We start from the raw sequence: 24,457 nt of genomic DNA on the forward strand, positions 1-24,457 counted from the left end.
GGGGCAGGCAAGCGGACGATCGAAAAGCTCCCTGTGTGCCATGCTCGACCCGTGACGAGCGAGCCCGCAGTGCCGGCGGAGTCCCGCGCCGCGCCGGACACCGTTGCGCTGGCCAAGGTGGTCGCCAGGCAGCGTGCCGAAATGGACGGGCTGCGCGACCTGGCCGCGAAGTCGGCCGTCCTGGAGCAGGCGAAGGGCGTCGTGATGGCCCTGACCAGCTGCTCTCCGGACGCCGCGGACGAGGAGCTGCAACGGCGCGCCGAGGCCGGGAACCGCTCGCTGCTGGAGGAGTGCTGGATCACCCTCGGCAGCCTGGTACCGCCACCAGCGCGTACCGCTCCCGAACCGGAGCCCGCCCTCTCCCCCGAGTCCGCCGCCGCGCCTTCACACACCTCGGACGCCACCGACGACGGCACCGCGACTCTCGGCCCTCTCGGCAGGCAAATCGTCCGCGTCGCCACACCACAGGATCTCGCCCGGTGTCTGCTGGAACATCTCGCGCACGAGGTGGACGCCGACGCGGTCATGATCTACGCCCGGCTGCCCGCCGGAGGACTCGAACTGGTCGGGCACGCCGGCATCGACGACACCCTGGCCGCGCAGTGGCACAAGGTTCCGCCGCTGAACGGGGTCGCCCCGCACGACGCGCTGCGGGCCGGGGAACCACGCTGGCTGGAGGACGTCGAGGCGTACCGGACGCAGTATCTGGTGATCGGGGAGCCGCCCGACCGCTGGTCGTCCCGCGCCTGGCTGCCGGTGCCCTCCGGCGACTCCCCCGACGTGTGCATCGGGGTCCTGCGCTCCCGCGTCGGGCCGTTCAGCGCGAGCACCCGGCAGCACCTGCAGACGGTGGCCCGGCTCTGCGCCGGGCGGCTGCGCGCGTTCGACACCCGCTCGCAGGACGCAGCCGACGCCTCCGCGGCCGCCGTACAGGCCGTGTTCGACGCACTGCCGGGCGCGGCGATGCTGCTCGCGCCGTTGCCCGCCGTCCCGGGAGGGATCGAGGACTACCGCATCGACGCCGCGACCACGCAGACCGTCGACGTCGTCGGCCGCGCCGGGCGCGAACTGGTCGGCCGACGGTTCCAGGAGTGCTGTCCGACCCTGGCCGGCGAGCCCCTGCGGGAGGGCCTGCGGCGCACGCTCACCACCGGGAAGCCGTACGAGAGCGAGCCGTTCGCGCACCAGGAGGCCGTGGCCGGAGTCGCCGAGCTGTCCACGTACTCGGTGCGGGCGGCGCCGCTGGGCGAGGGGCTGATCGTCACCTGGACGCGGCACGACTCCTCGGACCGGCAGGAGCAGCGCCTCGCGGACGTGCAGCGGCTGGGCAGCCTCGGCTGGGCGAGCTGGAACCTAGTCACCCACGAGGTCACCTGGTCGTCCCAGGTGTTCGCCCTCTTCGACCGGGACCCCGCGCGCGGGCCGGTCGGCCTCACCGAACTCCCCGATCTCGCGCTGCCGGAGGACGCGCCCGCGCTGGCCCGCGCCATCGGGCAACTCCTGGGTGAGGGGCGGACGTTCGACGTCCCGTTCCGCATCAGGGCGGCGAGCGGGCTACGGCATCTGCGGGCCGTCGCCGAGGCGGTGCCGGACGCCGACGGAACGCCCGTCGAGGTGCACGGCGTCGTGCAGGACCTCACCGCGCAGCGCAGCGCGGAGCTCGCTCTGGTGGAGAGCGAGCGGGCCATCCTCACCCAGCACGACGTGCTGCGCGCCGAGCGGACTCTGGCCGGCCGATTGCAGCACGCCCTGCTCCCGCTGCCGACCCGACCCGTGCGGCTGGCCGGGCTGCGCGTCGAAGTCGCCTATCTGCCCGCCCAGTCGGGCATCCACGTCGGCGGCGACTGGTTCAGCGCCATCGAACTGCCCGACGGGGACGCCCTGTTCGTGGTCGGCGACGTGGCCGGACACGGCATCGACGCGGTCGCCACGATGGCCCAGCTCCGCTTCACCGCCAAGGGCATGGTCATCACGGGGTCTTCGCTGACCGGTGCGCTCGCCCGGCTCAACACGCTGCTGCTGCACTCCCGCGACTCGCACGGCACCGCGACCCTGGTCCTCGCCCGCTACAGCCCCGCCGAGCGCCGCCTGGTGTGGGCTCAGGCCGGTCACCCGCCGCCCCTGCTGCTGCGGGGCGGCCAGGTGCGCTTTCTCGACCGGCCCCGCGGAATGCTGCTCGGGGCGAGTGCGGCGCCGGCCTTCGCGGAGACGGAGTGCCGTCTCGCGCCGGGCGACCGCGTCATCCTCTACACGGACGGCCTGGTCGAGCGGCCCGCCGAGGGCCTCGACCGGGGCCTGAAGCGGCTCTCGGAGGCCGTCATGAACCACCACACCGACGAGCCCGGCTCCCTGGGGCCGCTGCTCACCTCGATGCTGGAGCGCGAGCGGCGGGACGACGTCTGCGTGCTCGACATCAGGGTTCCGATGGAAGCGGAGTAGAGGGAGCGGAGAGCGGGCGGCGTGGGCCGGTGGCGTGGGCCGGTGGCCGTGACCGTCCGCCGTTCACTCGTCGTCGCGATGCCGCCAGTACCAGACCGTGCCCACGACCAGGGCCAGCAGGCAGAGGACGGGCAGGACCAGGCCCGGGATGCGGGAGCCGTTCATGGGCATGGCTTTCGGGTCGGCCGGGCGGGACGCCACGTTCGGCGGCCCCGGGCCCATGGTGACGCGTGGCAGTCCGCCGTACAACGGGACTTTTCCCATCCGGTGCCCGGTGTTCGAGCGCCGGCGCCCCCGCCGTCTCAGCCGGTACCGGACGCCGTCCGGGACTCCAGCGCGGTCCGGGTGTCGTTGCCGTAGACGCCGGTCTCGTCGCCCCTGATGCCGTACCAGAGCTGGAAGCGGGCCACCGCCTCCTTCAGGGTGGCGTCGTAGGTACCGCCGGTGGAGCCGTCCTTGTAGACGTCGGGGATACGGAGCAGGCGCTGCTGCAGGTCGGTCACGGCGGGGCCGCTGTCGCCCTCGCGGAGGGTGCCGGCGCCGTCGGGGTCCGAGGCCGCGGAGGCGGTCGCGGCCGGCTGCTCGGCGGTCGCCGTGGGGCGGGGCGCCTGTGCGGCGGCGTCGTTGCTCTTGCCGGGCAGCAGGAGGGCGCAGCCAAAGCCGACGAGGGCGGCCGCGCTGACGCCGATCATGACGGCGACCCGGCGCTGTCCGGGCCCGAACCCGAACCGGCCGCCTCCGCGCCGCGAGTTGGCGTCGTCGGTCCGCACAGGCGGGAGTTCCTGCGTCTCGCCCTCGTCCCAGGACCGCGGGTCCGGCACGGCCACGGTCTCGAGATCGTCGCGGCCCTGCTCCATTTCCCTGAACAGCTCCGCCAGGGCGTCGGTGCGGCGCGGACGCAGGACGCGGATGGGCTCCAGAGGCGGTCCGTCGTGCGATGACCCGGATGCGGGCGGTGTGGGCACAGTGCTCTCCTTCCGTCCCCTGGCAGGGGCCTCCGCCATCCCCGAGGAGAGATACGCGGCCGCGGCCCCGGCGGTTCAGCGCGCGGCGCATGAGCCTCCTCGGGCGTAGGGGCGAGTGCACTGAGTTCCCTGTTCCCGCTGCACCGAGTGCCATCGATGCCGTCCCGATGCTACGTTCCCCTCCATGAAGACGGACGCTGCGGCCGTGAAGCCACCGATGCGGGACGCCCTGGTGGCGGCGGCGTTCCAGCTGTTCCTGGAGCGCGGTTACGAGCAGACGACGGTCGACGACATCGTGGCGCTCGCCGGCGTCGGACGGCGGTCGTTCTTCCGCTACTTCCCCTCCAAGGAGGACGTGGTCTTCCCCGACCACGAGCGCTGCCTGGCCGACATGACGGCCTTCCTCGGCGACAGCGGCGACGAGGACGAGCCCGTGCGCCGGGTCTGTGACGCGGCCCGGCTCGTCCTGCGGATGTACGCCGAGAACCCGACCTTCTCCGTGCAGCGCTACCGCCTCACCAAGAAGGTGCCGGGGCTGCGGGCGTACGAGCTGTCCGTGGTGTGGCGCTACGAGCGCGCCCTCGCGGAGTACCTGCGCGCGCGTTTCGCCGGCCTGCGCGACGGGACCCTGCGGGCCGACGTGATCGCGGCCGCCGTGGTGGCGGCGCACAACAACGCGCTGCGGTCCTGGCTGCGTTCGGACGGACAGGGCGACTCCGAGGCCGCGGTGGACCACGCGCTGGGGTACGTCCAGGCCGCCTTCGGTACACCTCCCGCGCACCGCGGCGGCGAGGAGCCCGAGGACGTGGTGGTCGTCGTCTCCCGGCGTGACGCGCCCCTGTGGCGGGTCGTCCAGGAGATCGAGTCCACCTTCGGGCGGAGCTGACCCGCACGCCGGGGCTCCGGCCGCCCGTCTCGGCCCCCGGGAACATGATCCCAAATTGAGGGTACGCAGTGCCTTTACGCTTGGCACTGAGTGCCATACATTGGGGGCGTGCACGGTGGCACGGCGAGCCGCGCACGTGCGTGCACGGTCGACCCGCGCACGTGGGATTCCGGCCCGAGCGCAGGGAGTTGACCAGCGTGTACCACCTCTCAGGAAACGTTGCCCGTCAGGCAGTCGGCTCCGCCGCAGGCTTGCTCGAACCCACGACGCTCGCTTCGGACACCATCCTGTTCCAGCGCTGCACGTGGTGCGCCACCGCCATGTACCAGCGGCTGCTGTGTCCGGTCTGCCAGGGCGGCGACCTGCGGACGGAGCGCAGCGAGGGCACGGGCACGGTCCGCCACGCGACGATCGTCCACCGCAACACCCCCGCCGCGCGCAACGTGTCGCTCGTCGAGATGGCCGAGGGGTTCGTCGTGCGCGGCCGGGTCATGGGCCCGCTGATCGGCATCCACAGCGGTGACCGCGTCCGGCTGTCGACGGCCAAGGACCCGGTCCGTGGCGAGCCGGTCTTCCAGATGGTCGACGAGCCCTACCGCGCCTGGTCCTGACGCTCCTCAGCGCTCCCACACCCCGGGGACCAGGTCCCGCACGGTCACGGGCCGTCCCGTCTCGAAGCACCGGTTGGCGGCCAGGCCCACGGCGAGGGCGAGGGCGCCGTCGCGTTGGGTGGCCGTGGGACGGGCCGCCGCGCCCGGATCCGACGCACCGGAGTCCGTGGGTCCGAACAGCGCGTCGAGCATGCGGGGGTCTCCCCCGCCGTGGGCCTCGTGAGCGGCGTCGAGCGGGATGTCGACCGGGGGCCGCCACAGCGGGCGCAGGGTGAGCCGTGCGCCGCCCGCGTGCTCGGCGGCCGTGTCTCCGTGCAGGGCGCCGCTGTCCGAGGCGGCCTGGGGCCGGGACCGCGCCCAGCGGCTCTCCTCGACCTCCAGCTCCAGACGGCCGGCGCTGCCGTTGAACATGACCCGGTAGCCCTCCCACGGGGAGTAGGCGGTGAGGTGGTAGGTCATCGTCGCCCCGCGCGCGTAGCGCACGAGGACCGCCATGTCGTCCTCGATGGTGACCGGGCAGCCGAAGACGTTGCGGTCGCGGAGGTATCCGTCGTCCGGCTCGGCGTCCAGATACAGGGCGCGCAGGGTGTCGTTGTCGGCCAGGTGCAGCGCGAAGGGGTCGTCGGCGGCCGGGGCGGCTCCGTGGGCGCGGTCGTAGTCCCGGCGCAGTCCGTGGCGCTCGCCCGCCTCGGGGCCGTAGAAACCGAGCCGTCCGTAGCCGAAGACCTCCTGCGGCTCGTCGGCGAGCCACCAGTTGACCAGGTCGAAGTGGTGGCTCGACTTGTGCACCATCAGGCCGCCGCTGTTGCGTTTCTCGCGGTGCCAGCGGCGGAAGTAGTCGGCGCCGTGCCGCACGTCGAGGACCCACTCGAAGTGGACGGACAGGATCTCGCCGATCACACCGTCGGCGAGCAGGGCGCGCACCTTCTCGTGCACCGGGTTGAAGCGGTAGTTGAAGGCCACGGTGAGGGAGTTGCCGGTCGCCTTCACCGTGTCGAGGATGCGCGCACACCGGTCCGCGTCGACGGTCATCGGCTTCTCGGTGACGACGCGGCAGCCCGCCTGCAGCGCGGGGACGATGTAGCGGTCGTGTGCGGCGTCGACGGTGGTGACGACGACCTCGTCGATGCCCTCCTTGGCGAGCATGTCGGTGAAGCGGTCCGGTTCCCACTCGGTGGCGGCGGGTTCGCCGGCGGCGGCCAGCGCCCGGTTGTGGAAGGCCATCCGTGTCGGGCTCGGGTCGCACAGGGCGGCCACGCGGTGGGCGGGGCGTGCGGCCAGGCCCCGGGTGAAGGTCTGGGCACGATGGCCGGTGCCGACGATGGCTGCGCGCAACGGAGTTCGGCTCATTGAGGGGTCCTGTCCCCCGGGCCCGGCACCCATGCCTCGACGCCCCCGTTGGCCTGATCGCATGGCCGGGCACCGGCCGAATCTCCGGACACAGGCAACCCACAGACTCCCCTGGCCGTCCTCCGAGACGCGAGAGGCCCCCGCTGACCAACGGGGCGCCTGTGCTCGGGACTTGAGGAGGGGAACCTTGATCCGTGCCCGGCGAATATGGGTGACCGCTGCGGCGGTGCTCGCGGTGGCGGGGGGATCGCCAGGGCTGGCACAGGCGGCACCGCCGTCGGAGACCAGACCGTCAACCACCGTTACCGACAAGGACGGTGGCCTGCCACCCGGCTGGAGAATCGCCGGTCAGGGTGCCGATCGGCAGCTGGTATGGCGTTCGACCGCTCCGCTGCCGATGGGAGACGCGCGTGTCGAGTTCTACTCCGCGGGCCGAATGCTGGGCGTCTCCCAACCGGACAGGGACGGCCGTACGTTCCGCCTGGACCTCCGGCGAGTCGGGGCGAGTACCGGACTGACGAACCTTCACGTACGGGCCGGAGGACGGGAGTTGGATGCCGCCGGCCGTACCGAGACCCCGGGCGGGCGGCGCTCCGCGGCGGTTGCGCCGCCCGCCCGGCTCCCGGCGAACTCCGTCGACCCCGGCAAGCCGGGCCAGTACCGCACGACCACCGGCGAGTACGACCTCGACCCGGTGAAGCTGCCCGACTTCCCCCAGCCGGTCGAGATGCGCGCCGTGGTGGTCGCGCCGAAGGGCGCCACCGGCCACCGGCCGCTCGCCCTGTTCCTGCACGGCCGCCACTCCACCTGCTACGCCGGTGAGGAGGTGACCGGCGACTGGCCCTGCCCGCAGGGTACGAAGCCGATCCCGAGCTACCGGGGCTACCTGCGCGACCAGCAACTCCTGGCGTCGCAGGGCTATATGACGGTGTCGATCTCGGCCAACGGCATCAACGGCCAGGACGGCGACGTCGAGGACGGCGGCGCGCAGGCCCGCTCCTCGCTGGTGCGGCAGCACCTGGCCCGCTGGGCCGACTGGGCCGCCCACCCGGACTCGGCGCCCGCAGTCGTACGCGACGCCCCGAAGGCCGACCTCTCCCGCGTCCTGCTCGTCGGCCACTCTCGCGGCGGCGAGGGCGTGAACCGCGCGGCCATGGACAGCCTCTATCCGCCGCCCGCCGCGCAGGACGGCTATCACGGCCCGGTGCGCTGGCACATCCGCGGCACCGTCCTGATCGGACCGACGATCTTCGGCCAGAACCCGGTCGCGGACGTGCCGTCGACGACGATCCTGCCGGGCTGCGACGGCGACGTCTCCGACCTCCAGGGCGAGGTGTACGTCGACGGCACCCGCTCGGTCAGCAACGGCAAGGCGCTGCACAGTGCCGTGTACGTGGTCGGCGCCGACCACAACTTCTTCAACTCGGAGTGGACGCCCGGGCAGTCCGAGGCTCCCTCGGACGACGACTTCTACGACGACCCCGACCACCCGGACGCGGTGTGCTCGCCGGGCACCGCGACCCGGCTGACCGCGGACCAGCAGCACCGGGCGGGCAGCACGTACATCGCCGCCGCGGCCCGGCTGTTCGTCGCCGGGGACGACCGGGTGCGGCCGCTGCTCGACGGTTCGGGCCGGCGGGCGCCCTCGGCCGATCCCGCGCGCGTGCTCACCCACGCCGTCGGCGCGAACCGCACCGGCGGCTTCCTGCCGGACACCGAGGTCACGGTGACCGGCGGACGGCTCTGCTCCGCCGTGGACCCGGACGACCACGTGGCATGCCTCGCACGCGAAGTGCGCGGAGCCTCCCCGCACTTCGCGTCGTGGCAGACGGATCGCGAGGCCGGCCGGCGCGCCGTCGCCCTCAACTGGTCGGCGGCCGGATCGCCGACGCGGCTGCGTCCCGCGACGCCGGTCGGGCTCGCCGGTGCCAAGGACCTGGCCCTCCGGGTGATCGTGCCGCCGAACTCCACCGGCACCCGCCTCGACGTGTCCCTCACCGACACCCACGGCAAGCGCGCCACCCTCGGCCGCGTCCGCGTCGACGGACTGCCCGGCACGGAACAGACCGCCTCCTACTGGGCGCGCGAGGTCCGTGTCCCCCTGACCGCGGCCACTCGGGCGGGACTCGACCTCAAGCACGTCAAGTCCCTTGAGATGACGCCGCGTTCGGCCAGGGGGAAGGCATGGCTGATGGACGCCTGGGGCTGGCGCCCCGGCACCCCGGCGGTGCGGGAGGCCACGCTGCCGCGCGTCGACATGGGGCGCACGACCGTCAAGGAGGGCGACTCGGGCGTCCGTACGTACCAGGTTCCGGTGCGGGTGTCCGGACAGGGCAGCGGCCAGGTGCGGGTGTACGTCGTCGATCCGTTCACCGGCACACCGAAGGAGCGCCTGGTGACGGTGCGTCCCGGCGGCCATGACATCGACGTGGCGATCCAGGTGAAGGGCAACACACGCTTCTCCTACGACATCGAGAACAGTGTGCTGGTCAAGGCCGTGCACGGGGCAGTCATCGGCTCGTACCGGGGCGGCGTCACCGTGCAGAACGACGACCCGATGCCCACGGTCTCCGTGACGCCGGTCGCGGACCGGGTGACCGAGGGGCAGCCGCTGAAGTGGAAGGTGTCGCTGTCGCAGGCCGCCGACGCGGACCTCGGGCCGACGTTCGTCGTCATGCCGGTCACCGGCGGTCCGGAGCTGTCCACCAAGGACGTGGACCCGGAGTGGCTCGACTCCACCGCGGGCGAGAGCCCGGATCCGGAGCGCCCTCTCTCCCGGATCACGTACCTGTCCCTGTATGCGGACGTGCCCGCCGGTGAGCTGAGCGCGGAGGTGACGCTGCCCACGATCAAGGACCAGGTGGCCGAGCCCGCCGAGTCGGTGCGGTTCCAGCTGATCGACGACAACGGGGACCCGCAGCCCGGCGGGCCGGTGCTGAGCGGCACGGTGCTGGACGCCTCGTAGGCCAGGCGCCGTCTGTACGGCCGTGCGGCTCCCCTCCGGGAGGGCCGCGCGGCCGTACGCGCTTCAGGGCTCGAGCGTCACGCGGATGCCGACGGTCCCCTTCAGGCCCCGGCGCAGTCGGCTGCCGAGCAGGGTGAGGCGGCCGGTGATCCCGTACTTGCGGACGATCAGTTCGCGATAGCGGGCGACGGTGGCCTCGTCGACGATCTCGGCGGTGGCCGGGATCTGGGCTCCGGTCGGGTTGCCGCGCAGGTCGCAGGGGCCGGCGAGGATGTCGCCGCGGGCCCGGATCCGCTTGACCTTCCAGGAGTCGGCGACCGTCCACACACCGAGCGTGTCGCCGTCACGCACCACCCACACCGGGGTGGCGACCGGGGTGCCGTTCTTGCGGTAGCTGGTGATCAGCAGGTAGTTGCCCGTGCCCAGCCGCTCCAGCGACGTGTCGTCCATACAGGGAAGTCTAGGCTCGGGCCGACGCACCGAGGAGTTCGACGTAGCGGCGGGCGAAGAGGTAGGCGTCCCCCGGCCAGCGTGCCGAGAGATAGGTGCCGTCCTGGACGACGAAGGCGTGCGTGTCGTCGCTCGCCGTGCCGCGCTGTGTGAGCACCCGGGGGCCGCGCTCGAACTGGGCGGCCGGATCGGCGAGGGCGGAGCGGACCTCGTCCTCCACATAGGCCGGGTAGGTGCGGTAGTAGCGGCCGAGGCGCCAGGCGGTGCTCAGGTAGGCGGTGCGTTCCATGTACTTGGGCAGGCAGGTCGTCCGGCGGTCCGCCAGGATGCCGCGCCCCGTGTCGGGGTCCTGGGTCCGGGCCAGGACCAGCACTCCGTGGCAGATCGCGCCGACCGGCCGGCCCAGCGCCCAGAACCAGGCGACCTGCTGTTGCAGCTGCTGGGAGCCGAGGTACTGCCGCATGCCGGGCGCGTGTCCGCCCGGCAGCAGCAGTCCGTCGTACGCCGTCACGTCCACGTCGGCCCAGGCGGCGGTGGCGGTGAACTCCGGGGCAGCGGTGAGCTGTTCGTAGAACCGTCTGGGCTCGTCCTCGGCGCCGAGCTGCCCGAAGAGCACGCCGGTCAGCAGGCGCGGGTCCGCCGCGGGCCGGGTGCCGGCGCTCTCGGTGGCGAAGACGACCTCGTGCCCGGCGTCGGTGAGCACCCGCCAGGGCACGGCGACCTCGGTGACGTCGAAGTCGTGGTCGGGGAGCGGCATCAGCACACGCATGGGGTCATCATGCAGTGCTGAAACGTGTCCATGACACCCGACCCGCGACGCGGCTCAGCCGACCGCCGCCGCCATCCGCCGCACGCCCTCCGTGATGACCTCGGGTGAGGTCGCCAGGTTCAGGCGTACGTGGCCCGTCCCGCCGGTCCCGAAGGGGATCCCGGAGTTCAGGGCCACCCTCCCCCGCTCGAGGAAGACGTCCGCCGGATCGTCACCGAGTCCCAGCGCACGGCAGTCGAGCCAGGCCAGAAAGGTGGCCTCGCCCGGGCGGTGGGCGAGGGCCGGGAGGTGCGCGGCGAGCAGGTCGGCGAGCAGACGCCGGTTGTCGTCGAGGCCGGCGAGCAGGGCGTCCAGCCAGGCGGTGCCCTCGCTCAGGGCGGCCGTGTGGGCGATGACACCGAGGTGGCTCGGGCCGTGGCTGACTTCCTCGGGCAGCCGGGCGAGGTCGGCGGCGGCCGCGGGGCCCGCGACGGCGAGCGCGGCCTTGATGCCCGCCAGGTTCCACGCCTTCGACGCGGACATGAGCGACAGTCCGTTCTCCGCGCCGGGGACGCTCAGGTACGGCACGAAGTCCACGCCCGCGGCGGTCAGCGGGGCGTGGATCTCGTCGGCGACCACGCGCACGCCGTACCGGTCGGCGAGGGCGGCGACGGCGGTCAGTTCGCCGGTGGTGTGCACGGTGCCGGTGGGGTTGTGCGGGCTGCACAGCAGGTAGGCGGCCCGGCGTCCACCCGCCACCGCCTCCTGGAAGGCCTCCTCCAGCGCGCCGAGGTCGATGCGCCGGTCCGCGCCGAGCGGGGCCTCGACGACCTGCCGGTCCATGTGCCCGATGAACTGGAAGAACGGCGGGTACACGGGCGGGTTCACGACCACCGGGTCTCCGTGTCCGGTGACGAGTCTGAGCATCTCGACGACGCCGAGCATGACGTCCGGCACGATCGCCGTGCGCTCCACGGCGAGCCCGTCCCACCCCCACCGCTTGTCGGCGAACGCGGCGAGCGCCTCCGCGTAGGCGGTGCCGGCCGGATAGCCGGTGTCGCCGAGGGCGAGCGCGTCGGTGAGCGCGCGGACGACGGGTTCGGCGAGGGGTACGTCCATCTCGGCCACCCACAGGGGCAGCACGTCGGCCGGGTAGGTGCGCCATTTCATGCTCGTACGACATCGGAGTCGGTCGAGGGAGAGTGCGCGCAGCGGATTCGGTTCACCGGACGTGCCGTGCGGGATCCTGGTCATGGGGCACAAGATAGGGGGCTCCGGTGTGACCTGGAACGAGCTGGAAGTCGGCTGCGACGAGTCGGGATCGGACGGCGAGAATCTCGTCGCCGGGAACACCGCCGTGTTCGCGCACGCGAGTGTGGGGCTGCCCGTCGATACCGCGGGCGCGTACGTGAAGGAGATCCGTGACCGGATTCGCTCGCCCGCTCAGGAGTACAAGGCGTTCCAGCTGCTGCGGGAGAAACACCGGCCGGTTCTGGAATGGCTGCTCTCGCCCGAGGGACCGGTGTACGGAGCCGCTCATATGCATCTGACGGAGGGCGACGAGGCCGGCTGGGCGCTCCTCGTGGGAGAAAACACCCTTCCCGCACCCTCGGCAAACATCAACTCCTCCGTCTAGATTGCCGGTTGACGCCCCCCACGTCTCACTACCAGGCACTCCAGGAGCAGAGCCCGTGACGGAGAACCCGGCAGCCACCGAAGACCTGGCCGCGTCACTGCGCAGACGCATCGACACACTGCGCCCGCACTCGGCCCGGGTCTGGAACTACTGGCTCGGCGGCGGCGACTACTACGAGGTCGACCGCGTGGCCGGCGACCGGATCCGCGAACTCCATCCGGCGATCAGCGAGTACGCCCGCGCCGACCGCCTCTTCCTGGGACGGGCCGTGCGTCACCTCGTGGCCGAGGCGGGCATCCGGCAGTTCCTCGACATAGGCACCGGCCTGCCCACCGCCGACAACACGCACGAGGTCGCCCAGCGGCTGGCCCCGGACGCGCGGATCGTCTACGTCGACAACGACCCGCTCGTGCTGGCGCACGCCCGCGCCCTGCTCATCAGTTCGCCCGAGGGCCGCACGGACCATCTGGACGACGACCTGCGCAACGTCGAGTCGATCCTGGAACGGGCCGCCGACACGCTCGACCTCACGCAGCCCGTGGCCCTGATGCTGCTCGGGGTGGTGATCTTCCTCGGCGAGGACGAGGACCCGTACGGCATCGTGCGGCGGCTGATGGACGCGCTGCCGTCCGGCAGCCATCTCGTCCTGTCCCACACGATCACGAGCCCGGCGTCGCACGAGGTGGACGGGGCGGTCCGGTTCTGGAACGAGCACGGCACACCGGCGCTGACTCAGCGCACCCCCGAGGCCGTGGCCCGGTTCTTCGACGGCCTGGAGCTCCTGGAACCGGGCGTGGTCTCGTGCTCGCACTGGCGGCCCGAGCAGGCGAACGCGGGCCGGCCGCAGGAAGTGGCCCTGTACGGCGGGGTGGGTCGCAAGCGGTGAGAAGATCGCCCGCTCGGTGAACGCGATCGGCCTCTGACACGTATGGAGTGAGGGTGCTCAACGACCGGAGGGCCCCGCGGCGTTGACGCCGCGCGTTCGGGTTCGGGAGCCATGCATGAGGCACGCACGACGACGGATCGTCCGGCGAGTGACGCGGCTGGCGGCCGTCGGCGGACTCCTCCTGGGAGGAGCGATGGTGACGCAGGCCGCCATGGCGAGCGAGACTCCCGGTACCTCCGCCCTCCCCCTCAGCGCTTCGGACACCTCGGACAACCCCGGTGCCGCGCTCGTGTCCGAGCTCGGCACCGCCCGTACGGCGGGCACCTGGATCGGCGCGGACGGGCGTCCGGTCGTCGCGGTGACCGACGACGAGGCGGCGGCCGCGGTCAAGCGCGCGGGTGTCCAGGCGAAGATGGTCGGCCACAGCATGAACGAGCTCAAGGCGGCGACGTCGACGCTGCGTTCGGCACCCCGGGTGGCGGGCACGGCGTGGGTCATGGACTACCAGACCAATCAGGTGGTGGTGCAGGCCGACAGCACCGTCTCGGCCACCGACTGGTCGAGCATGACCAAGGTCGCCGGCGGCATCGGCAGTTACGTCCGTATGGAGCGCACCCAGGGCACCTTCACGACCCGGCTCAACGGGGCGTCGCCGATCCTGTCGACCGGCGGGCGCTGCTCGGCCGGTTTCAACGTGACCGACGGGAAGAGCGACTTCATCCTCACCGCCGGGCACTGCGGGCCGACCGGATCCATCTGGTTCGCGGACGACCGGGGCAACCAGCAGCTGGGCAGGACGGTTCAGCAGAACTTCCCCGGCAGCGACTTCTCCCTGGTCCAGTACGCGAACGGCACAGCGGGCGCCGGTGCCGACATCGTGGCCATCGGCAAGGGCAACGGCGTGCGCATCACCGGTGTCGGCGATCCGGCCGTCGGGGAGCGGGTGTTCCGCAGCGGCAGCACCAGCGGACTGCACGACGGCGAGGTCAAGGGGCTCGACGCCACGGTCAACTACCCGGAGGGCACGGTCACCGGCCTCATCGAGACGAACGTGTGCGCCGAACCCGGGGACAGCGGTGGCCCGTTGTTCTCCGAGGGCATCGCGCTGGGCGTGACCTCGGGCGGCAGCGGCGACTGCACCTCGGGCGGTACGACGTTCTTCCAGCCGGTGACGAAGGCGATGCAGGCGCTCGGCGTCCAGATGATCGTGTCGAAGCAGGCGGCCGCGGGGCAGAGCGCCTCGCCGACGCCCGCCCCGTCCGCCTCGGCCACGCACAGCGCGATCGCACCCGGCGCGGCCTCGCCCGGCTCCTCGGCTCCCGTGTCGGGCATCGTGGACGGCTCGACGCTGCTGGCCAAGCTCGCGAATCCCAAGAACATCGGCCCCGGGATGCTGGTCATCGGGGGCAGCCTGCTGGCGCTGGTCGCCACCCGCTACATCCGCGCCGAGAAGGACCGCAAGGAGTACCGGCGCTACTACTCGGCAACCTGGAACTGACGGACCGGGCCGACCGCCGGCCGCCCGCGCCGATACGTCAGCGGAGCGTGGAGGTCGGCCTCGGCCGGATCGAAGAAGGCGGCGGCACCGCGGCGAGGAGCGGCCCGCCGGCGAGGTCGACGATGCCGTAGCAGACTGCCGAGGCCAATACGAGGAGGGGGCCCATCCGGTCCGGGCCCCGGTTCGGGACTCCGATGCGGGGCGGGCTCAGGTGTTGCTCAGGCCGCCCGCGCCGGCTGGGTGCCCGCGGCGGCCCACTCCAGGACGAGGCGCTGGTACTCCTCGCGCTGCTCGACGCTCAGTGTCCCGCCCGACCGGCGCCACAGGGCCCGGATCTCCTCGTTGACCTCGGCAGCCGATCGCTCGGAGGAGGTTTCAACAGTGGTGGACATGATGTGAAGCATAAGGCTCCGCAGGTGAAGGCGATGTGAGTAACCTGGAATCAATCGGACATAACGGACCGTGTTACTGATCACGTCCATCTGTCAAGGCCCACCCACGAGTTCACACTTCCGCGGCCCCCAGCACGAGGACCTGGATCGCCAGGACGGCGGCGCCACGGGCCCAGTCGTGAAAGTCGGACACCTTGGTCTCCAGGGGGACCGGGGCCGCCATCGGATGCCGTTGGGCGGTGATCGTCTCCCGTACCGTGTCGCCCGCCACATCCATCAGCCCGACGCCCTCGCCGGCGAGCAGGATCTTCTGCGGTATCGCGAAGTTGGCGATCTGGGCGACGAGGGTGCCCAGAGCGCGCGCCGCCTCGTCGACGATGCGGGCGGGCATGGGTTCACCGGCGGCGGCGAGGGCGAGGATCTCCTCGTACGTCCGGTCGCGGCCGGTGGCGGCGCGGACCTGGTAACGGATGCTGGAGATGGTCAGCAGCGAGACGGCGCTGCCGCGTTCACCGTCGGGGGTGAGCGGCCCGTTGGGGTTGATGATCCAGTGACGGCCGAATCCGCGGTCCTCCTCGGCACAGGGCACCCGCTTGCCGCCCAGGACCAGCCCGTAGCCGATACCGGCGCCGATGGTGAGGACGATGAAGCGGTCCAGGCCGCGGCCCGCCCCGAACCAGGTCTCGGCCTCGACGAGGGCGGCGACGTCGTTCTCGACGACGACGGGCAGCCCGGTGCGCTCCTCGACGAGCCCGGCCAGCGGGACGTCCCGCCATTGCAGGAAGGGTGACTCCCCCACCACGGCACGGTCCTCGACGAGACCGCCCACACCGATGCCGATGCCGGCGAGGCGCGGGTGGGCGCGGGCCAGCTCGGCCGCCATCTCCGCGAGCAGGTCGGCGACTTCGGCCGGTTCGTGGGTGGTGAGCGGGCGGTCGTGGCGGGCGACGATGTCGCTCCTGAGCGTGGTGACGACGCCGTAGACCATGTCCTCGGTGATCTTGAAGCCGATGAAGAAGCGGGACTCGGCGACGACGGCCAGCGGCTGCGAGGGGCGGCCCTGGCGCACCTCCGCCGGGGTTCCGGACTCGGCCGCCTCGATCAGCAGGCCCGACTCGATCAGCGGCTTGGTCAGCCGGGTGAGGCTGCCCGCGGAGAGGTCGAGCCGCCGGGCGAGCTCGGTGCGCGACAGCGGGCCGTGGACGAGCACCTCGATCGCCACCGAGCGCTCACCGGGGCTCAGCGGAAGCCAGCTGGCGGCAACTGTGGTCATGAAGGTCAGACTCCCACATGATTTCTTTCGCCATAAAAGCAACCAGGTCAGGTTGGCACACACAAGCCTCCCACAAAGAGATGTCGACCGGCCCCTTGACGGCAGGATTCTTTCGCGCCAAAAGTAAGTGAACCCGAGGACGAAACGGCGCAGACAAGGGAGTCTCCCGATGACCATCGCCTCCAGCAGTCCCCCGTCGCGTCTGCCGCTGAGCGGCGCGGAGGGGGCCAGGAGCAGGCAGCGGACGAGGCAGGCCAAGGCCCGTGAGAACGGGGGCGACGGGCGGCTGGCCGCGGTGTTCATCGCGCCGGCGCTGATCGGCTTCACGGTCTTCCTGCTCTGGCCGACGCTGCGCGGCATCTACCTGAGCTTCACCCGCTTCAACCTGCTCACTCCGGCCGAGTGGGTGGGCCTGGACAACTACGTGCGGATGGTCCACGACCCCATCTTCTGGGACTCGTTGAAGGTCACCGTCGAGTACGTGATGATCAACATCGGGGTCCAGACGGTGGCGGCGCTCGCGATCGCCGTCCTGCTGCAGCGGCTGACGCAGTCGGCGGTGCTGCGCGGGATCGTCCTGACGCCGTACCTGATGTCGAACGTCGTCGCGGGCCTCGTCTGGCTCTGGATCCTGGACAACCAGCTGGGGATCGGCAACCAGATCATCAGCGGCCTGGGCTTCGACCGCATCCCGTTCCTGGCCGACGAGACCTGGGCGATCCCGACGATCGCGCTGATCAACGTGTGGCGGCACGTCGGCTACACCGCGCTGCTGCTGTTCGCCGGTCTGCAGGCCATCCCGAACGACATGTACGAGGCGGCGCGGGTCGACGGGGCGAGCGAGTGGCGGATGTTCTGGCGCATCACGATGCCGCTGCTGCGGCCGGTCCTCGCGGTCGTGCTGATCATGACGGTGATCGGTTCGTTCCAGGTGTTCGACACGGTCGCCGTGACGACCGCGGGCGGACCGGCGAACGCCACCAACGTGCTCCAGTACTACATCTACGGCTCGGCGTTCGCCCGCTTCCAGTTCGGCTACGCGTCCGCGATGTCCGTGGCCCTGCTGGTGGTCCTGAGCGCGATCACCATCCTCCAGTACCGGCTCACCCGGGCCGGCCAGACCGACCTCGGCTGACCGGAAGGAGTCGACATGGCTGCTGTGACCGCTCCAACGACACAGACGGGCGTACGGCCCGTCGGGCGACGCCTGACCCCCGGCCGGATCGTGGCCTGGGCCGTGATGGCCGCGATCATGCTCATCACCCTGCTGCCGTTCTACTGGATCCTGCGCACCGCGCTGTCCTCGAACGCCGGCCTGAACGCCCACCCGACCGATCCGCTGCCGGTCGACCTGACCGGCACCGGCTTCGCCCGGGCGCTGGGCCTGGAGTCCACCAAGGAGGCGATCGCGCAGGGAGGCGCGGGCGGCGGGCTGAAGTTCTGGCGCTATCTGCTCAACTCGGTGGTCGTCTCGACGCTGATCACCGTCTGCCAGATCTTCTTCTCCGCCATGGCCGCCTACGCCTTCGCGCGGCTGCGCTGGCGCGGCCGGGACAAGGTGTTCGGCCTCTTCCTCGCCGGGCTGATGGTGCCGACCATCTTCACCCTGCTGCCGAACTTCGTCCTCATCAAGCAACTCGGCCTGGTGGACACGCTGTTGGGCATCGCCCTGCCAACGATGTTCATGACGCCGTTCGCGATCTTCTTCCTGCGGCAGTTCTTCATGAACGTGCCGCGGGAGGTGGAGGAGGCGGCCCTCCTCGACGGTGCGGGAAAGGTGCGGATCTTCTTCCGGGTGCTGCTGCCGATGGCGTCCACGCCGATCCTGACGCTGGCCGTGCTGACGTACATCACGTCCTGGAACGACTACTTCTGGCCGCTGATGGTGTCGTACAGCGACAGCTCCCGGGTGCTGACGGTCGCTCTCGCCATCTTCCGGGCGCAGACCCCGTCGTCCGGCGTCGACTGGTCGGGCCTGATGGCGGCGACCCTCATCGCGGCTCTGCCGATGCTGCTGCTCTTCGGGTTCTTCGCGCGCCGCATCGTCAGCTCCATCAGCTTCACCGGGATCAAGTGAGGGAGCGGACATGCGGATTCGTATGCGTACGGTCGTGGCGGTGACCGGGGCTCTCGCGCTGTCCCTGGTGAGCGGCTGCGCGAAGGGCGGCGGCACCGGCTCTTCGGCGAACACGGTGTCGTACTGGCTGTGGGACGCCAACCAGCAACCGGCCTACCAGGCCTGTGCGAAGGACTTCGAGAAAGAGAACCCGGGGCTCAAGGTCAAGATCACCCAACTGGGCTGGGACGACTACTGGACCAAGCTCACCGCGAGCTTCATCGCCGGTACCCAGCCGGACGTGTTCACCGACCACATCCAGAAGTTCGGCCAGTTCGCCGACCTGAAGGTGCTCGAGCCGCTCGACGACCTCGGTATTGACGCGTCGGACTACCAACCCGGCCTGGCCGCCAACTGGATGGGCCAGGACGGCCATCGCTACGGCGCTCCGAAGGACTGGGACACGGTCGCCCTCTTCTACAACACCAAGCTGGCAACGGCCGCCGGACTCACGGCAGATCAGCTCGACGACCTGTCGTGGAACCCGAAGGACGGCGGCACCTTCGAGAAGGCCGTCGCACACCTCACCGTCGACCGGAACGGCAAGCGGGGTGACGAGCCCGGCTTCGACAAGAAGCACGTCAAGGTCTACGGCCTCGCCACCAACGGTGGCGGTGACGGCGACGGCCAGACGCAGTGGAGCAACTTCGCCGCCTCCGCGGGCTGGACCTACACCGACAAGAAGCGGTGGGGCACGAAGTACCAGTACGACAGCGAGAAGTTCCAGTCGGTGATCAAGTGGTACTTCGGGCTGTCGAAGAAGGGGTTCATGGCCCCCTTCACCGACTACAACTCCCAGTCCAACCAGGCCAACACGCAGGTCGCCGCGGGCAAGGCGGCGTCCGCCCTCGACGGGGCGTGGATGATCTCGACGTACGCCGGATTCAAGGGCATGAAGATCGCCACCGCTCTCACCCCCGAGGGCCCCACCGGCAGGCGCGCCACCATGATGAACGGTCTCGCCGACTCCATCACCAAGAACGCCCACAACATGGCCGGGGCGAAGAAGTGGGTGAAGTACCTGTCGTCGGACGAGTGCCAGAAGACGGTGGGGAGTTACGGCATCGTCTTCCCCGCCACGCCCGACGGCACTGAGGCCGCGGTGGCGGCGTACAAGAAGAAGGGCATCGACGTCACGGCCTTCACCGAGCCGGTCGCCGACAAGAAGGACTTCACGACCTTCTCCTATCCGATCACCAACTACGCGGCCGATGTGTACGCACTCATGCACCCGCAGATGCAGGACATCTACGGCAACGGCAAGTCCGTGCGCAGCCTCGACCAGACCAACAGCCAGATCAACCTGATTCTCGACCAGTGAAGGACACGCCTTACATGTCGTTCTCGATCGGCATCGTCGGTGCCGGCCAGTTCTCCGGCCAGTTCGCCACTCTTTTCCAGGCCCACCCCGGGGTCAGCGACGTCTACGTCACCGATCTCCTGCCCGAACGGGCGGAACAACTCGCCGCCGCCCAGGGGTTGGCGGGCACCTTCCCCTCGTACGAGGCCATGCTGGAGTCCCCGGCCGTGGACGCCGTCGCGATCTTCACCCAGCGCTGGACGCACGGCCCGCTGGTGCTGCAGGGCCTGGGCGCCGGCAAGCACGTGTACTCCGCGGTTCCCATGGCGATCGCCACGGAGGAGATCGCGGCGATCATCGACGCGGTCAAGGCGACCGGGCTGACGTACATGATGGGTGAGACCAGCCAGTACAACCCGGCGACCGTGCACGCCCGCAACCAGATCGCCGAGGGCGCGTTCGGGCGGATCTTCTACGCGGAGGGCGACTACGTCCACGACATGGACCTGGGGTTCTACGAGGCGTACCAGTACAGCGGCGGCGAGAACTGGAAGCAGACCGCCAGCTATCCCCCGCTGCTCTACCCCACGCACTCGGTGGGTGGCGTCCTCGGCGCCTGGCAGACGCACGCGGTGAGCGTGTCGGCGATCGGTGTGGTCGACGACCGGGGCGACGGCGTCTTCGACAAGGACGTCAGCCAGTTCGGCAACGACCTCTCGAACGCGACCGCGCTGTTCGAGGTGGCGGGCGGCGGTTCGTTCCGCACGAACGAGTTCCGGCGGGTCGGCTATCCCTCGCACATCCGGGAGTCGCGTTTCCGCTTCTTCGGCACCGACGCGAGCATGGAGCAGCTCGCGACGGTGGCGTTGTGGCAGGACAAGAAGGGGGTGAAGGACATCAGCGAACTACTGGAACCCAAGCCCACCATGTCTCCTGACGATCCGTCACTCCAGCACATCGCGCCGGACCTGCGGGCCGCGTTCACCTCGGGTTCGGCGCCGGTGCACGACCGGGCGCGGCTGCCGCGGGCGTTCGACAACCTGCACAACGGGCATGAGGGCAGCCACCACTTCCTGGTCGACGACTTCGTGACCGCCGTGAACACACGGTCGCTGCCGTCGGTGAACGCGTGGGTGGCCGCCCGCTACACCCTGCCGGGCATCGTCGCGCACGATTCGGCACGGCAGGGCGGGGTCAGGCTGGAGATCCCGGACTTCGGGGACGCGCCCGCGTTGTGACGCCCGGCGAGCCGGGTGCCCGCGCTGTGCGTCAGGTGCCCGGCTTGCGGCCGTAGACGAAGACGTCGTCGCCCGTCTTCAGCAGCGACCAGTACTTCTTGGCCGTGGTGGGGGTCATGTTGACGCAGCCGTGCGAGCCCGGCGGGTTCCACATGCTGAGGCCCACCGAATGGAAGGCCTGGCCGCCGTCGAAGAACTGGCTGTAGGGCATCGACACGTGGTAGATGCTCGAGACGTGGTCGATGTCCCGCCAGTAGATCTTCTTCAGGCCGGTGCGGGTCTCATAGCCGTCACGGCCGGTACGGACCGGGACGGGGCCGTAGACGAGCTTGTTGCCGTCCTGGATCCAGCTGAGCTGGAGGGTGAGGTTCACGCAGGCGATGCGGCCCTTGTTGACCGGGCACTTGCCGTCCTTGTTGGGGTTTGTCCCGACGGCCTTCTGCTTGTTCATGAGATCCATCACGCCCCAGGTGACGGAACCCGCGTAGCCGATGTTCGGGGTGATGCCGTGCTTGGTCTGGAAGGCCTTGATGGCCTTGCAGTCGATGGTGGACTGCCTGCCGTCGACGGTCAGGCCGAGGAACTTCTCCACCTGCTTCTGGTAGGGCCCGGTACTCGTGGTGCAGCTCGTGGCCGCCTGTGCGGGCGCGGTGCCCAGTGCGAGTGCGAGCGGTGCCACCAGTCCGGTGATCCCGAGTACGACGGCTCCCCGTCTGCGTATGTCCCCCATGGCCGGCCTTGCCTTTCTTGCGGTCGGGTCGTCCGATCTGCGATCTCTTGCCAGCTAGACCGGCGTCCGGCGCGATCGGTTGCAAGGCTTTCTCACGATGCGACGAAACGGTGACATTCGCAGTGCCGCAGGTCACAGCGTGATGATTGCCCCAGGGACCACCGCCGCCCCCTGGGGTCTCTCAGGCATCCCTGTTCTGCCGCGTCGCGGTGAGGAACCCCGTGTTGACCGCGGTGACGCCGCCGTCGACCGTGAGCGAGGTGCCGGTGACCCAGGCCGCGTCACGGGAGGCGAGGAAGGCGACGGCGGCGGCGATGTCGGCCGGCTCGCCGACCCGGCCGAGAGGGTAGAGCGCGCGCATGGCCTCGAGCTCGTCGTCACGGCCCTCCCACGCCGAGGTGCGCACCGTGCCCGGCACCACGAGGTTCACGCGGACGCCTCGTGCGGCGACGTGCGCGGCCATGGTGCGGGTGAGGGAGACCAGGCCGGCCTTGGCGGCGCTGTAGGCGTGGTTGCCGAAGTCCTGCAGGGCGTTGACGGAGCCGATGTTGACGACGGCGCCGCGGCCGGAGGCGGCCAGGTGCGGGAGGGCGGCGCGGCAGCAGCGGTACGTTCCAGTCAGGGTGATGTCGAGGTCGCGGGCCCACGCGTCGTCCGGACCGTCCTCGAAGAGCGGGGTGTCGGGGGTGCAGTTGGCCGCGCAGTTGACGAGGACGTCCAGCGAGCCGAAGGCGTGGACGGCGTGCGCGACGGCCGCCTCCACGGATGCCAGGTCACCCACGTCGCACGCCAACGCCTCGGCGGCGAGGCCCTGTTCGCGCAGCGCGGTCGCGGTCTTCTCCGCCTCGGGCGGATCGACGTCGGTCACCAGCACCCGCGCCCCCTCCTCGGCCAGCCGCCGGGCGACAGCGGCGCCGATGCCGCGGGCGGCGCCGGTGACCACAACCCCGTACCCCTCGAAGCGCTTCGTGTCAGCCATGGGCCGAACCTACTCCCCGGACGATCTTCGCGGCAGATAGCGTGCGCCCATGTCGGCGTTCATACAGCAACTCCCCGCGCTCATCGGTGTCGTGATCGGCGCGCTCGGTTCCTATCTGGCGGTCGTACGGGGGGACCGGGTGCGGTTCAGGCGGGAGCGGGCGGCGCGGTGGGAGGAGCGGCGGCTGGCCGTGTACACCGACTACGCGCGGGTCCTGAAGAAGACGGTCACGCTCTCCTACCGGGTGGCGTCCCACCTCGGCAACGACCCGCATCCGCACCCCCTTTCGCCCGAGGAGGCGACCCCGCTGCTCGCCGAGGCCGCTTCCGCACGGGATCCGGCCGGCGAGACGCTGCTCCTGCTGGGCAGCGCGGAGGTGGTGGAGAAGGCGCGGATCTGGGTCACCACGGTGTTGGGGATGGAGCAGTTCCTGCGCGAGGGCACGCACGATCCGGAGGCGTGGCAGGACCTGCTGGAGCGGCAGAGGGCCGGGCGCCAGGGCTACTACGCGGCCGTACGCGACGATCTGGCGCTGCCGCCCGGCCACTCGGCCCACTGGGTGCTGCCGCCGGTGAACTCCGCCTGATCTCAGCGGTATCCGTCCGTGTCGGCCGGCTTCCCCGCGTCCTGCACCTCGACGAGATAGCGCCAGGCGTCCGGGCGGCTGCCGTCGAGGTCCGTGAAGCCGTACTCCTGGGCGAGTGAGCCGCTGGAGAGGGAGTCCCCGTTCCATCGGGCCACGTCGGGATCGGCCGCGAGGGCGGCGACGGCGCGGCCCACGTAGCGCGGGGTCTCGGAGATGGCGAAGTGGGGGACGCGTTCGAGGGCGTCGCGCCAGTTGTCCTCCCGTACGCCGAAATGGCCGAGCATGATCTCCGAGCGCAGCCAGCCCGGGGTGAGCGCCACGGCGGTCGCGCCGCGCGGTCCGAGTTCGTGGCCCAGGGCGAAGGCCATGCGCAGCACGGACGCCTTGGCGAGGTCGTAGAAGAAGGAGACGCGGTAGTTGTCGCGGTTGTACTCGGCGGTTCCGTCGGTGACCTCGACGACCAGGCCTCCGGGGTGGCGCAGGAGCAGGGGCAGGGCGTGGTGGCTGGTGATCGCGTGGGTCTCGACGGCGAGCCTCAGCAGCCTGAGTCCCTTGTCGAGGTCGTGCTCCCAGACGGGGCTCTCCCATTCGAAGAGGTTCTCGCCGCCCCAGATGTCGTTGACGAGGACGTCGAGGCGGCCCTGTTCGTCCGCGATGCGGTCCACGAGAGTGCGGACCTGTGCGGGGTCGAGGTGGTCGGTGGGTACGGCGATGCCCTGGCCGCCCGCCCCGGTGACGAGGTCGGCGGTGTCCTCGATGGTCTCGGGGCGGTCGTACTCGGAGCGCTGCGTGCGGGTGGTGCGTCCGGTGACGTAGACCGTGGCGCCGGCCGCGCCGAGTTCCACCGCGATCCCGCGGCCCGCGCCACGCGTCGCCCCAGCGACGAGCGCCACCTTGCCCTTCAGCGGTGCGGACATGTCCGGCCTCCCGTTTCCCTACGACTGTGGTCACTGCCGAGTGCTGTCGCTGTCGAGGGTGCCGGGGAAGCCGGACATCTTCTGTCGCCTTTTACGGTGAGCCTTGGGCGGTCACCCGGCCGGCCGCAGCTTCGCGTCGAGGGCGTCGTCGTCCGCCAGGAACCAGATGTGGCCGCCCTGATTCGTCTCGTGGACGAAGTCGCGCAGGGCCGAGCTGTCGGCGAGGTGCCGTGAGAGGTCGCCCACGACGACGAGGCGCACCCGGTAGTTCACGAACTTCTGCATGACCGCACCCGCGACTCCCGACCGCAGCCGGAAGAACTCGTCCGCCACCCGGTCGACGGGCACCGCGACCAGCTCCGCCTCCCGTCCCATCGCGTCGCCGATGAGATCGAGCGCGGCTCGTTCACCGTCGAGGGGCGGGCCGTCGGGGGCGCAGCGCAGGACACGTACGCCATGGAGGTCTTCGAGGGTTCCGGAGGTCATGGAACG

The 24,457-nt window shown here is 70.9% G+C and carries 23 protein-coding genes and 1 pseudogene; 12 read left to right on the forward strand and 12 right to left on the reverse strand.

Annotation, left to right across the window (positions count from 1 at the left end; translation table 11 throughout):
• Positions 1–141 precede the first annotated feature (141 nt).
• Complete coding sequence (locus OG303_RS05095; protein WP_405877091.1) at positions 142–2,439, forward strand: SpoIIE family protein phosphatase; 2,298 nt, start codon at positions 142–144, stop codon at positions 2,437–2,439.
• Positions 2,440–2,502: 63 nt separating this feature from the next.
• Here the strand turns inward: OG303_RS05095 and OG303_RS05100 are convergent, their stop codons facing one another.
• Entirely contained in the window at positions 2,503–2,703 is a 201-nt protein-coding gene (locus tag OG303_RS05100) for a hypothetical protein (protein WP_405865158.1), read from the reverse strand.
• 38 nt (positions 2,704–2,741) lie between these two features.
• Positions 2,742–3,404: a peptidoglycan-binding protein gene (locus OG303_RS05105; RefSeq protein ID WP_405865160.1), complete on the reverse strand. Its 663-nt coding sequence runs from the start codon at positions 3,402–3,404 to the stop codon at positions 2,742–2,744.
• A gap of 217 nt (positions 3,405–3,621) precedes the next feature.
• Between OG303_RS05105 and OG303_RS05110 the strand changes: the two genes are divergently transcribed.
• Both OG303_RS05110 and OG303_RS05115 read left to right on the forward strand, forming a co-directional pair.
• The gene (locus OG303_RS05110) at positions 3,622–4,290 is read left to right on the forward strand and encodes a TetR family transcriptional regulator (protein WP_405877093.1); all 669 of its coding nucleotides are present in this window, start codon (positions 3,622–3,624) and stop codon (positions 4,288–4,290) included.
• A gap of 197 nt (positions 4,291–4,487) precedes the next feature.
• On the forward strand, positions 4,488–4,901 hold the full coding sequence (locus OG303_RS05115) for a Zn-ribbon domain-containing OB-fold protein (protein ID WP_405865162.1): 414 nt from the start codon (positions 4,488–4,490) through the stop codon (positions 4,899–4,901).
• Positions 4,902–4,907: 6 nt separating this feature from the next.
• On the opposite strand, the gene OG303_RS05120 is transcribed toward OG303_RS05115, so the two are convergent.
• The gene (locus OG303_RS05120) at positions 4,908–6,251 is read right to left on the reverse strand and encodes a Gfo/Idh/MocA family protein (protein ID WP_405865164.1); all 1,344 of its coding nucleotides are present in this window, start codon (positions 6,249–6,251) and stop codon (positions 4,908–4,910) included.
• 187 nt (positions 6,252–6,438) lie between these two features.
• Between OG303_RS05120 and OG303_RS05125 the strand changes: the two genes are divergently transcribed.
• Positions 6,439–9,216, forward strand: coding sequence for an alpha/beta hydrolase family protein (locus OG303_RS05125; protein WP_405865166.1), 2,778 nt, complete (start codon positions 6,439–6,441; stop codon positions 9,214–9,216).
• A 63-nt stretch (positions 9,217–9,279) separates the two neighbouring features.
• On the opposite strand, the gene OG303_RS05130 is transcribed toward OG303_RS05125, so the two are convergent.
• From OG303_RS05130 to OG303_RS05140, 3 genes are read right to left on the reverse strand one after another with little or no spacing between them, the layout of a single operon-like run.
• A complete protein-coding gene (locus OG303_RS05130; RefSeq protein WP_405865168.1) occupies positions 9,280–9,666 on the reverse strand; it encodes a PPOX class F420-dependent oxidoreductase in 387 nt (128 codons plus the stop codon).
• 10 nt (positions 9,667–9,676) lie between these two features.
• On the reverse strand, positions 9,677–10,435 hold the full coding sequence (locus OG303_RS05135; RefSeq protein WP_405865170.1) for a type 1 glutamine amidotransferase domain-containing protein: 759 nt from the start codon (positions 10,433–10,435) through the stop codon (positions 9,677–9,679).
• A 54-nt stretch (positions 10,436–10,489) separates the two neighbouring features.
• Positions 10,490–11,668, reverse strand: coding sequence for a MalY/PatB family protein (locus OG303_RS05140; RefSeq protein WP_405865172.1), 1,179 nt, complete (start codon positions 11,666–11,668; stop codon positions 10,490–10,492).
• On the opposite strand from OG303_RS05140, the pseudogene OG303_RS05145 reads away from it, so the two are divergent.
• The 3 genes and pseudogenes from OG303_RS05145 to OG303_RS05155 form a co-directional block, all read left to right on the forward strand.
• Positions 11,667–11,969, forward strand: a pseudogene (locus OG303_RS05145) (hypothetical protein); the annotation flags it as partial. The gene OG303_RS05140 and the pseudogene OG303_RS05145 overlap by 2 nt on opposite strands.
• A gap of 136 nt (positions 11,970–12,105) precedes the next feature.
• Entirely contained in the window at positions 12,106–12,936 is an 831-nt protein-coding gene (locus OG303_RS05150) for an SAM-dependent methyltransferase (RefSeq protein WP_405865174.1), read from the forward strand.
• Between the two features lie 115 nt (positions 12,937–13,051).
• Positions 13,052–14,434, forward strand: coding sequence for a S1 family peptidase (locus tag OG303_RS05155; protein ID WP_405865176.1), 1,383 nt, complete (start codon positions 13,052–13,054; stop codon positions 14,432–14,434).
• A gap of 218 nt (positions 14,435–14,652) precedes the next feature.
• Here the strand turns inward: OG303_RS05155 and OG303_RS05160 are convergent, their stop codons facing one another.
• Both OG303_RS05160 and OG303_RS05165 read right to left on the reverse strand, forming a co-directional pair.
• Positions 14,653–14,838, reverse strand: a complete 186-nt coding sequence (locus tag OG303_RS05160; RefSeq protein ID WP_405865178.1) for a hypothetical protein — start codon at positions 14,836–14,838, stop codon at positions 14,653–14,655.
• A gap of 100 nt (positions 14,839–14,938) precedes the next feature.
• On the reverse strand, positions 14,939–16,099 hold the full coding sequence (locus OG303_RS05165; protein ID WP_405865180.1) for an ROK family protein: 1,161 nt from the start codon (positions 16,097–16,099) through the stop codon (positions 14,939–14,941).
• A 169-nt stretch (positions 16,100–16,268) separates the two neighbouring features.
• On the opposite strand from OG303_RS05165, the gene OG303_RS05170 reads away from it, so the two are divergent.
• The 4 genes from OG303_RS05170 to OG303_RS05185 are packed head-to-tail and all read left to right on the forward strand — an operon-like array spanning position 16,269 to position 20,753.
• On the forward strand, positions 16,269–17,234 hold the full coding sequence (locus OG303_RS05170) for a carbohydrate ABC transporter permease (RefSeq protein ID WP_405865182.1): 966 nt from the start codon (positions 16,269–16,271) through the stop codon (positions 17,232–17,234).
• 15 nt (positions 17,235–17,249) lie between these two features.
• The gene (locus OG303_RS05175) at positions 17,250–18,176 is read left to right on the forward strand and encodes a carbohydrate ABC transporter permease (RefSeq protein ID WP_405865184.1); all 927 of its coding nucleotides are present in this window, start codon (positions 17,250–17,252) and stop codon (positions 18,174–18,176) included.
• Positions 18,177–18,186: 10 nt separating this feature from the next.
• Positions 18,187–19,536 (forward strand): extracellular solute-binding protein, encoded by a 1,350-nt coding sequence (locus OG303_RS05180; protein ID WP_405865185.1) that lies wholly within the window; start codon positions 18,187–18,189, stop codon positions 19,534–19,536.
• A gap of 14 nt (positions 19,537–19,550) precedes the next feature.
• A complete protein-coding gene (locus OG303_RS05185; protein WP_405865187.1) occupies positions 19,551–20,753 on the forward strand; it encodes a Gfo/Idh/MocA family protein in 1,203 nt (400 codons plus the stop codon).
• A 31-nt stretch (positions 20,754–20,784) separates the two neighbouring features.
• Here OG303_RS05185 and OG303_RS05190 read toward each other — a convergent pair whose 3' ends face one another.
• Positions 20,785–21,483, reverse strand: coding sequence for a L,D-transpeptidase family protein (locus OG303_RS05190; RefSeq protein WP_405865189.1), 699 nt, complete (start codon positions 21,481–21,483; stop codon positions 20,785–20,787).
• 181 nt (positions 21,484–21,664) lie between these two features.
• Positions 21,665–22,462 (reverse strand): SDR family NAD(P)-dependent oxidoreductase, encoded by a 798-nt coding sequence (locus OG303_RS05195; protein ID WP_405865191.1) that lies wholly within the window; start codon positions 22,460–22,462, stop codon positions 21,665–21,667.
• Between the two features lie 49 nt (positions 22,463–22,511).
• Here OG303_RS05195 and OG303_RS05200 point away from each other — a divergent pair, with 49 nt between their 5' ends.
• Positions 22,512–23,048: a hypothetical protein gene (locus tag OG303_RS05200; protein WP_405865193.1), complete on the forward strand. Its 537-nt coding sequence runs from the start codon at positions 22,512–22,514 to the stop codon at positions 23,046–23,048.
• Between the two features lie 2 nt (positions 23,049–23,050).
• Here OG303_RS05200 and OG303_RS05205 read toward each other — a convergent pair whose 3' ends face one another.
• Together OG303_RS05205 and OG303_RS05210 are read right to left on the reverse strand one after the other, a co-directional pair.
• Positions 23,051–23,965, reverse strand: a complete 915-nt coding sequence (locus OG303_RS05205) for an SDR family oxidoreductase (protein WP_405865195.1) — start codon at positions 23,963–23,965, stop codon at positions 23,051–23,053.
• A gap of 111 nt (positions 23,966–24,076) precedes the next feature.
• Entirely contained in the window at positions 24,077–24,451 is a 375-nt protein-coding gene (locus OG303_RS05210; protein WP_405865197.1) for a DUF4180 domain-containing protein, read from the reverse strand.
• Positions 24,452–24,457 lie beyond the last annotated feature (6 nt).

This window comes from Streptomyces sp. NBC_00005, from assembly GCF_045160215.1.
GTDB lineage: Bacteria > Actinomycetota > Actinomycetes > Streptomycetales > Streptomycetaceae > Streptomyces.